The 8785-nt window shown below is 62.2% G+C and carries 8 protein-coding genes and 1 pseudogene; 6 read left to right on the top strand and 3 right to left on the bottom strand.

Annotation, left to right across the window (positions count from 1 at the left end):
- On the bottom strand, nucleotides 1-974 hold a 974-nt coding region (locus tag ACH2CW_RS10155; protein WP_395057695.1), incomplete at its 3' end, for an FAD-binding oxidoreductase.
- Complete coding sequence (locus ACH2CW_RS10150; RefSeq protein ID WP_395057693.1) at nucleotides 971-1666, bottom strand: GntR family transcriptional regulator; 696 nt, start codon at nucleotides 1664-1666, stop codon at nucleotides 971-973. The genes ACH2CW_RS10155 and ACH2CW_RS10150, both read right to left, overlap by 4 nt.
- 114 nt (nucleotides 1667-1780) lie before the next feature.
- Between ACH2CW_RS10150 and ACH2CW_RS10145 the strand changes: the two genes are divergently transcribed.
- The 5 genes from ACH2CW_RS10145 (at nucleotide 1781) to ACH2CW_RS10125 (ending at nucleotide 7524) form a co-directional block, all read left to right on the top strand.
- Entirely contained in the window at nucleotides 1781-3001 is a 1221-nt protein-coding gene (locus ACH2CW_RS10145; RefSeq protein ID WP_395057691.1) for a pyridoxal-phosphate-dependent aminotransferase family protein, read from the top strand.
- A 94-nt stretch (nucleotides 3002-3095) separates the two neighbouring features.
- Complete coding sequence (locus ACH2CW_RS10140) at nucleotides 3096-4064, top strand: Bug family tripartite tricarboxylate transporter substrate binding protein (RefSeq protein WP_395057689.1); 969 nt, start codon at nucleotides 3096-3098, stop codon at nucleotides 4062-4064.
- Nucleotides 4065-4223: 159 nt separating this feature from the next.
- Nucleotides 4224-5447: a CaiB/BaiF CoA transferase family protein gene (locus ACH2CW_RS10135; RefSeq protein WP_395057697.1), complete on the top strand. Its 1224-nt coding sequence runs from the start codon at nucleotides 4224-4226 to the stop codon at nucleotides 5445-5447.
- The gene (locus tag ACH2CW_RS10130) at nucleotides 5444-6220 is read left to right on the top strand and encodes an enoyl-CoA hydratase/isomerase family protein (protein WP_395057687.1); all 777 of its coding nucleotides are present in this window, start codon (nucleotides 5444-5446) and stop codon (nucleotides 6218-6220) included. The genes ACH2CW_RS10135 and ACH2CW_RS10130 overlap by 4 nt, the downstream gene beginning before the upstream one ends.
- Before the next feature lie 221 nt (nucleotides 6221-6441).
- Complete coding sequence (locus ACH2CW_RS10125; protein ID WP_395057685.1) at nucleotides 6442-7524, top strand: ABC transporter substrate-binding protein; 1083 nt, start codon at nucleotides 6442-6444, stop codon at nucleotides 7522-7524.
- 19 nt (nucleotides 7525-7543) lie between these two features.
- On the opposite strand, the gene ACH2CW_RS10120 is transcribed toward ACH2CW_RS10125, so the two are convergent.
- The gene (locus ACH2CW_RS10120; RefSeq protein ID WP_395057683.1) at nucleotides 7544-8434 is read right to left on the bottom strand and encodes a LysR family transcriptional regulator; all 891 of its coding nucleotides are present in this window, start codon (nucleotides 8432-8434) and stop codon (nucleotides 7544-7546) included.
- A 109-nt stretch (nucleotides 8435-8543) separates the two neighbouring features.
- Between ACH2CW_RS10120 and ACH2CW_RS10115 the strand changes: the two are divergent.
- Nucleotides 8544-8785: pseudogene (locus tag ACH2CW_RS10115) on the top strand (tripartite tricarboxylate transporter substrate binding protein); the annotation flags it as partial.

Raw genomic sequence — 8785 nt, 5'->3', positions numbered from 1 at the left:
TCGACCGCTGTCAGCGTACCGTCGCCGATTTTGACGATGTGCTGGGCCGCGTCCATCGCGCGGTAAAAGGTCGGGAAGTTCACCACGCCCAGCACCTTGGCTTTGGGCAGCTCCGCCAGTTGCAAGGTGAGCGATTTGGTCAGTGCCAGCGTGCCTTCACTGCCGATTAGCAGGTGCGACAGGTTCACCGAACCGTCGTTCGTGTAGGGCCGCTCGCTGCGCGGATCGAAGATGTCCAGGTTGTAGCCGCCGACGCGCCGCATCACGGTCGGCCAGAGCCGGTTGATCGCCGGTTGCAACTCTTCGGCCAGCGTACGCACATAGCCGCCGAGTTCGCGCGCCTTGCCGCTGCTGCCGGCCCAGGTCCCGAGTTGCAGCAGGTGGCCGTCAGAGGTCCAGGCTTCGGCGCCCAGCACGTTGTGCACCATGTTGCCGTAGGCGATGCTGCGGCTGCCGCAGGAGTTGTTGCCGGCCATACCGCCCAGCGTGGCCTGCGCCGCCGTGGACACATCGACCGGGTACCACAGGCCGTGTTTTTTCAAGGCTGCGTTCAGGTGGTCGAGCACGATGCCGGGCTCGACCACGGCTGTGCGCTTGTCCACATCCACGTCCACGATGTTGCGCATGTGCTTGGCATGGTCAATGACCAGCCCGGTGCCCACGGTCTGGCCGCACTGGCTGGTGCCACCGCCGCGCGGAACAATCGGCACACCCATGTCGCGGCAGATGTCGAGTGCGGTCTTGACGTCGGGCGCACCGGTTGGCACAAACACACCGGCTGGTAGGACCTGGTAGATCGAGGCGTCGGTGGCGTAACGCCCCCGGTCGGCGGCAGAGAACAACACCTCGCCGCAGGTTTCTGCGGCCAGCCGCGCCGCCAGTTTGCCGGCGACCTCGTTGCTGACGCGGGCCACCTGTTCATAGGCTTGCGCCGCAGTGTCGCGCGTGACTTTCAGGGGCAGGGGCGCGTTCATGCCTTGGCCTGGGCCGTGGCCGCACTCTGGGCTGCGCGCACCTGTTCAATCACCACACTGAGCTTGTTGTTGAGGTGGTTGCCGAGCACGGTTCGCATGGCCTGCGGATCGCACTCACTCAGGGCCTGGATCATCAGCTCGTGTTCCCTGACAGCGGCCTGCCATTTTTCGCCGTCCTGGTTGGAGCGAAAACGCAAGGCCTGCAACCGGGCGTTGACCTGGTTGTAGGTGGCGGTCAGCACCGGGTTTTTGGCTGCGGCATTGATGGCGCGATGAATCGCCGAGTTGAGCTGGTAATAGGCCGGCAGGTCGCGCCGCGTGTAGGCCGCCAGCATTTCGTAATGCATGGCCTTGATCTCATCGAGTTCAGCCTCGGTGATGCGCTCGGCCGCCAGGGCGCCCGACTGGGCCTCCAGCCCGGACATCACCTCAAAGGTATTGAGCACATCAGCCTCGCTCAGCTCGACCGCAATTGCGCCGCGGTTCGGCAGCAACTCGACCAGGCCCTCGGCGGCCAGCATCTTGATGGCTTCACGCAGCGGCGTGCGCGAGACGTTGAGGACCTCGCTGAGCTCACGTTCATTGAGCTTGGCGCCTGGCTGGATACGGTTTTCAACCAGCATCTGGCGCAGGCGGTGGGCCACCTGTTCATGCAGGGCGGCACGGGGAATGGGGATGATGTCGGCACTCATATGTAAATTTTGTATGCAAAAAAGACCTAAGTCAAACCCTATATTTGGCTGAAAAAGGTTGACAAATGAATTTTGTATGCAAAAAATGGCACATCTTCATGGAGCAATCGATTTATGCTGACGCTTGACTTTCACCCCACTGGCCGCCATTTCCTGCAAATCCCTGGCCCGTCCCCGGTGCCTGACCGCATCCTGCGCGCCATGAGCCTGCCGACCATCGACCACCGCGGCCCCGAGTTCGGCGCGCTGGGGCTGAAGGTGCTGGCCGACATCAAGAAAATCTTCAAGACCAAACAGCCGGTGATGATTTACCCGGCCTCTGGCACGGGTGCCTGGGAGGCGGCCCTGGTCAACACCCTGAGCGCCGGCGACCACGTGCTGATGTATGAAACCGGCCACTTCGCCGCGCTGTGGCAAAAGCTGGCCGCGCGTGTCGGCCTGAAGACGGAGGTGATGAGTGACCCCGGCGCTGAAATCTGGCGCCACGGCGTGCGCGCCGACCTGATTGAAGAGCGGCTCAAGGCCGACGCCCAGCACAGCATCAAGGCGGTTTGTGTGGTGCACAACGAAACCTCGACCGGGGTAACCAGCAACATCGCCGCCGTGCGCAAGGCGATCGACGCCGCCAAACATCCGGCGCTGTTGCTGGTGGACACCATCTCGGGTCTGGCGTCGGCCGACTACAAACACGACGAGTGGGGCGTCGACGTCAGCATCAGCGGCTCGCAAAAAGGCCTGATGCTGCCGCCCGGCATCAGCTTCAATGCCGTGTCTGCGAAAGCGCTGGAAGCCAGCAAGACGGCCAAGCTGCCCAAGGCCTTCTGGGCCTGGGACGAAATCATTGAGATGAACAAGACCGGCTACTGGCCGTCCACGCCCAACACCAATTTGCTCTACGGCCTCAACGAAGCCTGCGACATGCTGCTGGAGCACGGCCTGGACCTGGTATTTGTGCGGCATCAGCGCTGGGCAGAGGGCGTGCGTGCTGCGGTACGGGCCTGGGGTCTGCAGATCCAATGCGCCGATGCTGCGGTGTATTCACCCATCCTCACCGGCGTGATGACGCCCGAAGGTGTGGATGCCGACGTGGTGCGCAAGATAATTTACGAGCGTTTTGACTGTTCGCTGGGCACCGGCCTGGGCAAGGTCAAGGGCAGGATGTTCCGTATCGGCCACCTCGGCGACTGCAACGACCTGACCCTGATGGCGGCGCTGTCGGGCTGCGAGATGGGGCTCAAGCTCGCCGGTGTGAAGCTGGCCGGCTCGGGTGTGCAGGCCGCGATGGACCATTTTTCCAGCCATGCCGCGGTGGTGCCGCTGCGCAAGGCGGCCTGAACTCCGTTTCTTCCTGTTCCTTTCTGTCCCTTCCTGATTTCCTGCGCTTCTTTTTTTTGCTGACGATTTCAAAACTACCCACTGGAGACAAACCATGCAACGCAGAACCCTTGTGACCGCCGGCGCCGCGGCAATGGCCTTTCCCTCATTGATCCTGGCGCAGAACCTGCCCACCGGGCCGGTGCGCATCATTGTGGGTTTCGCCCCTGGCGGCGGTACTGACATCCTGGCGCGCGTGATCGGGCAAAAGCTCGGGGAGATGTGGAAGACGCAGGTCATCGTCGAGAACAGGGCCGGCGCCTCGGGCACCATCGCCGCTGACTACGTGGCCAAGCAGCCCGGTGACGGCGCCACGCTGCTGATGGCGCACATCAACAGCCAGGCCATCACGCCGGCGCTGCAGAAGGTCAACTATGACGCAGCCAAGGACTTCCAGCCGGTGGTGCTGGTCGGCGTCACGCCCAACCTGCTGATCTGTAACGAGAACCAGCCGGCCAAGAACGTGAAGGATTTGGTCGAGTTGTGCCGCGCCAACCCCGGCAAGATCAGCTTCGGCTCGGCCGGCACCGGCAGCGCGCAGCACCTGGCGCTGGAGATGTTCAAGCTGGCCGCCAAGGTCCAGGCCATCCATGTGCCGTACAAGGGCTCCGGCCCGATGCTGACCGACCTGATTGGCGGCACCATCCAGTACAGCTTCGACACCATGACGGCGGCCACACCGCATGTGAAAAACGGCAAGGCGATCGCGATCGCGCAGACGCGCCTGCAACGCGTGCCCGCCTATGCCAACGTGCCGACCATGGCCGAGTCGGGCTTCCCCGGCTTCGAGGCGACCACCTGGTATGGGCTGGCCGGCCCCGCAAAAATGCCGCTGGCCATGGCCAAACGCATGAATGAAGACATCAACAAGGTCATGCTGATGCCCGACGTGATGGAGAAGCTGGCCGCTTCCGGCGCTCAGGACGGCGGTGGCTCGACCGAGAAGTTCGGCGACTTCATGGCTGCCGAGCAGGTCAAGTGGGCCAAGATCATCAAGGACGGCGGGGTCAAGGCGGATTCTTGAACCATAGGCGCTGGATCGCGCTAAGGTCAATTTTTTTGCTTCCGGACGATCGCCATGGCGGCGGCGTCCAACTTGTCCTCCCGGCCCGATGCGGGAGGATTTTTTAATTCCGCAGGCCTGCAACGGCCAACTAAAAGGACTCGAGTGAACCAAGCGTCAATGAATGAGCAGGCAAAAAAGCCGGCACGGCCGCTGCCGCTGGCCGGTGTTCGCGTGCTGGACATCAGCCAGGTGATGGCCGGGCCCTATGCCTGCATGTTGCTGGCGGACATGGGCGCCGATGTGATCAAGATCGAGCCGCCCGGCAGCGGTGACCAGACGCGCGGCGCCATGGGTTTCAAAATGAAGGGGCCGGATTCGCTGGGTTTTCTGAACATGAACCGCAACAAGCGCAGCGTTGCGCTCAACCTCAAGTCGGAAGCCGGCAAGGCACTGCTGCTGCGACTGGCCAAAGATGCCGACATCCTGCTCGAGAACTACCGCCCCGGCGCGATGAAGAAGTTGGGCCTGGGCTACGAGGTCCTGAAAGAAGTCAACCCACGCCTGGTCTACACCAGCATCTCGGGCTTCGGCCAGACCGGCCCCTGGTCGGACCGACCGGGGTTTGATCTGATGGCGCAGGCCATGTCGGGCGTGATGAGTGTCACCGGTTACCCCAACAGCCCGCCAGTCAAGGCCGGCGTGCCGGTGGCTGACATTGGCTGCGCGCTGTTTGCCGTGTATGCCACGCTGTCGGCCTACATCGGCGCGAAAACGAGCGGTGAGGGGCAGCATGTGGACGCCTCGCTGTTCGATTCGGCGCTGGCGTTTTCGGTCTGGGACATCTGCGACTACTGGGGCACAGGCAAGGCGCCCGAGCCGCTGGGCACCTCGAACAAAATGACTGCACCCTACCAGGCAATGGCTTGCTCCGACGGTTACTTTGTCATGGGCGCCAACAACCAGAAACTCTGGGTGCAACTGTGCAAACTGATGGGCCGTGAAGAGCTGCTCACCGATGAACGCTTCTCCACCATCTCGCTGCGCCTGGCAAACCGTCATTCGCTGGAAGTGGAACTGGAGAAAACCTTCCGCCTCCAGCCCAAGGACTATTGGGTCAGCACTTTTCTTGAAGCCGGCATTCCCGCCGGCCCGATCCTGACCTACCCCGAAGCCTTTGACAGCGACCATGCCAAGGCGCGCGAGATGCGCATGGAGATCGATCATCCGGTCGAAGGCAAGGTGCCCAACATCGGCTTCGCGGTCAAGATGTCCGGCACACCGCAGCAGGTGACGCGTCATCCGCCACGACTGGGCGAACACACGGCAGAAGTGTTGACCGAGCTGGGCATTGGCCCGGAGGAACAGGCAAAGCTCGGCGAGCAGGGCGCTTTTGCGGCATGAGCGCGGGCACTGTACACCTGAGCATCCAGGCCGGCATGGCCTCGGTGCTGTTCGACCGTCCGACCGCGCGCAACGCCATGACCTGGGCCATGTACGAGCGGCTCAACCAAATCTGCGAGCAGCTCCAGGCCGACACCTCGGTGCGGGTTGTGACGTTTCGCGGTGCCGGCGGCCAGGCCTTTGTGGCCGGCACCGACATCGAGCAGTTCACCACCTTCAGCAGCGGCGAGGACGGTGTCGCCTACGAAAAACAAATTGACCAGTGCATCGCCCGGCTGGAGTCACTGCCCATGCCCACGGTCGCCGTCATCGAAGGCTGGACCATAGGTGGCGGACTGGCGATTGCCACGGCCTGCGACTTCCGTATCGCCACGACAGGCTCGCGTTTCGGCGTGCCAATTGCCAAAACCCTGGGCAACTGCCTGTCGGTGGCCAATCTGTCGCGTCTGTCCGCTGTGTTCGGCATCCCGCGTGTCAAGCGCATGTTGATGCTGGCCGAGGTGCTGGGCGCCGAGGAAGCGCTGGCCTGCGGCTTCCTGTTGCAGACGGTGGAGCCTGCCGAGATCGACGTGCAACTGGGCAAGCTGTGTGAGCGCCTCGCCGGATTGGCCCCGGTGACGCAAAGTGTCAGCAAAGAGGGCCTGCGCCGTTTGGTCAGCAGCAGCCTGCCGCCCGACGAAGACCTGATCCGGCAGTGTTACGGCAGCGCCGATTTTCACGAAGGTGTCGCAGCCTTTGTGGATAAAAGAAGTCCCGTCTGGAAGGGCCGTTGAGGTCGACGATTACCTTGTGTTACATCTGACTCGCGCTGCGACGCCGCTTGTCGCGTGGGCTGGGTCACCTGTCGCACGGCGTCCGTGCATCGATCAATTTTTCCAAGGCGTGCAATAGCATCTAAGCCTTGCTCCTGGCCTTTGCCCGGCTTTTTTTTTGATTGGTGAAATTCATGTCTGCTGCCAAAAAATCTCGTCTCTCCGTCCTTTCGTCCCTGTGTTTGTCTCTCCTGTTTTTTGCGGGCACCAGCCACGCACAGAAGGCCTGGGTCGTTGGCCAGTCCGCTCCGCTGAGTGGCGGCAATGCCAGCTTCGGCCGCGACATCCAGGATGGTGCGCAGGCTTACTTCAAATCAGTGAACGCCAGGGGGGGTGTTGGCGGCTTGCCGATCGAACTGGTCTCGCTGGACGACAAAAATGACCGCAAGCTGGCCGGTGCCAACACCCAGAAACTGCTTGAAACCAACGACGCGGTGGCGCTGTTCGGTTTTGCATCGGCCACGCTGAGCCTGGACGCCATGCCGCAGGCCGAGAAGGCCGGTGTCCTGTTCTTTGCGCCGTTTTCAGGTGCCAACCCGGTGCGCAAGGCCAGCCCGGTGGTGTTCACGCTGCGTGCGTCCTACGGCGATGAACTGGAAAAAATGCTGGCCTTCTGGACCGGTCTGGGCATCAAGCAGGTGGTGGTGGTGCATTACGACGACGAGGTCGGCAAGCAAAACCTGGCCGTGGTCACCGACTACCTGGCCAAGCAGGACAAAAAACCTGCGGCCTTTGCCCTGCAACGAAACGCCAAGGTCAGTGAGGCACAGGTCAGCCAGTTGCTCCAGCTCAAGCCCGACGTGATCATCAACACCGTGCTGTCCGGCCCTGCGTCAGAAATCAGCAAACAGATCGTGGCGCAGGGCAAGTTCATTCCCACCTCCAGTCTGTCCTTTGTGGGTGCGCAGCAATACATCGAGGCGGCGGCTGAAGCCGGCGCTGGTGTGTCCATCTCTCAGGTGGTTCCCAATACCTCCTCCTCATTGCCGGTCGTCAAGGAATGCGCCAAGGTGCTCAAGGATGCCGGCGTCAAGCAGGCCATGAACAGCACCCACCTTGAATCCTGCATAGGCGCCAAGGTGCTGACCGAAGCCATGCGCCGCAGCAAGAAACCCGGCGACGCCAAGTCCTTGCTGGCAGCCATGAGTTCCCTGGGCAGTTATGACACCGGTGGTTTCACCGTGTCTTACACCACCAGCCAGCACCATGGCAGCAAGTATGTGGAACTGGGCATGGTCACGCGCGACGGCAAGCTGCGTAATTGAGGTTTGTACGCCACGCCGCTCAGCGGTAATGCGCGCACAAGGTCTCAATCAGCGACTCTGCGTAGAGCGGCAGGGCGCTGCGGTTGCGCACCAGGATGTAACGCTCGCGCACGCTCCACGGGTCGGTCAACTCGATCAGCGTGATGCCCATGGCGACCTGGTTGCGTCGCGCGGCCGACTCCGGCACGATACCGACCCCCACACCCGCGCCTATCATGCGGCACATGGCGTCGAAGCTCGATAGCTGGATGCGCAGTTTCAGCGGCTTGCCCAACGCATCGGTCACCTGGGCCAGAAATGTCTGCAGCGTGCTGCCCGACTGCATGCCCACCTGGTCGTCGTCGAGGGTTTCGGCAAACGCAATTTTTTTGCGGCGGGCAAAGCGGTGATTCTTCGCCGTGGCCAGTACCAGCCGGTCGGTGCTGAAGTGGATGGACTCCAGTCCCAGCGTATCGACCTTGCCGGCGACGATGCCGATGTCTGCCCGGCCGTCGAGTACGCCACGGGCAATCTCAGGGTTCGGTTTTTCCTGAAGGTCAATATTGATTTTCGGATTGGCCGATAGAAATTCAGGAAGGATTTCCGGCAAAAAATCCGTGACTGCCGTGGTGTTGGCAAACACCCTCAGATGCCCGCGCAGGCCGCCGCCGTATTCCTGCAAATCTGCACGCAGCTTTTCTGACTGACGCAAGATGCCTCGCGCATGGTGCAGGAAGGCCTCGCCACCGGGGGTCAGTCGCACGCCGCGCGCTTCGCGGTACAGCAGCGGCAGGCCGGCGTGTTGTTCCAGCGCCTTGATGCGCGCGCTGGCGGCGGCCAGCGACAGGTGACGCCCCGCAGCGGCACGGGTGAGGTTGCGTTCGTCGGCCGCCAGTACAAAAAGGCGCAGGTCAGTCAGGTCAAATTGCATGACACCATGGTAGCTCAGGCTTCTGTTTTTTCGAAGGCTGGGTCTTGAAAAGCATGATTGCGTTGCAGGCCGCCTGCGGTCACCATAGGCGATTACAAGGAGACAATTCATGCCCCTGCTGACCCTCTGCCTGCCGCGCCGTATTTGGCTGACTGTGCTTCTGCTTGCGCCCTTGCTGTGCGGTGCACAAGGCGTTTACCCAAGCCGGCCCATCGTCATGATTGTTCCGCAAGCAGCCGGGGGCACCAACGATATTGTGGGTCGCTTGGTCAGCCAGAAGCTTGGCGAGGTGCTGAGCGCATCGGTGGTTGTCGAAAACCGGCCGGGCGCAGGCGGCAATATCGGCACCCA

Origin of the sequence: Polaromonas sp. (assembly GCF_043778355.1) — a bacterium.
GTDB lineage: Bacteria > Pseudomonadota > Gammaproteobacteria > Burkholderiales > Burkholderiaceae_C > Polaromonas.
This window is presented reverse-complemented; position numbering and strand designations above follow the sequence as displayed.

Excerpts from the sequence above, each read along its gene's own strand:
- ACH2CW_RS10135 (WP_395057697.1), top strand. The coding sequence starts at position 4,224 with ATGAATGAGCAGGCAAAAAAGCCGGCACGGCCGCTGCCGCTGGCCGGT.
- ACH2CW_RS10145 (WP_395057691.1), top strand. The coding sequence starts at position 1,781 with ATGCTGACGCTTGACTTTCACCCCACTGGCCGCCATTTCCTGCAAATC.
- ACH2CW_RS10130 (WP_395057687.1), top strand. The coding sequence starts at position 5,444 with ATGAGCGCGGGCACTGTACACCTGAGCATCCAGGCCGGCATGGCCTCG.
- ACH2CW_RS10150 (WP_395057693.1), bottom strand. The coding sequence starts at position 1,666 with ATGAGTGCCGACATCATCCCCATTCCCCGTGCCGCCCTGCATGAACAG.
- ACH2CW_RS10120 (WP_395057683.1), bottom strand. The coding sequence starts at position 8,434 with ATGCAATTTGACCTGACTGACCTGCGCCTTTTTGTACTGGCGGCCGAC.
- ACH2CW_RS10140 (WP_395057689.1), top strand. The coding sequence starts at position 3,096 with ATGCAACGCAGAACCCTTGTGACCGCCGGCGCCGCGGCAATGGCCTTT.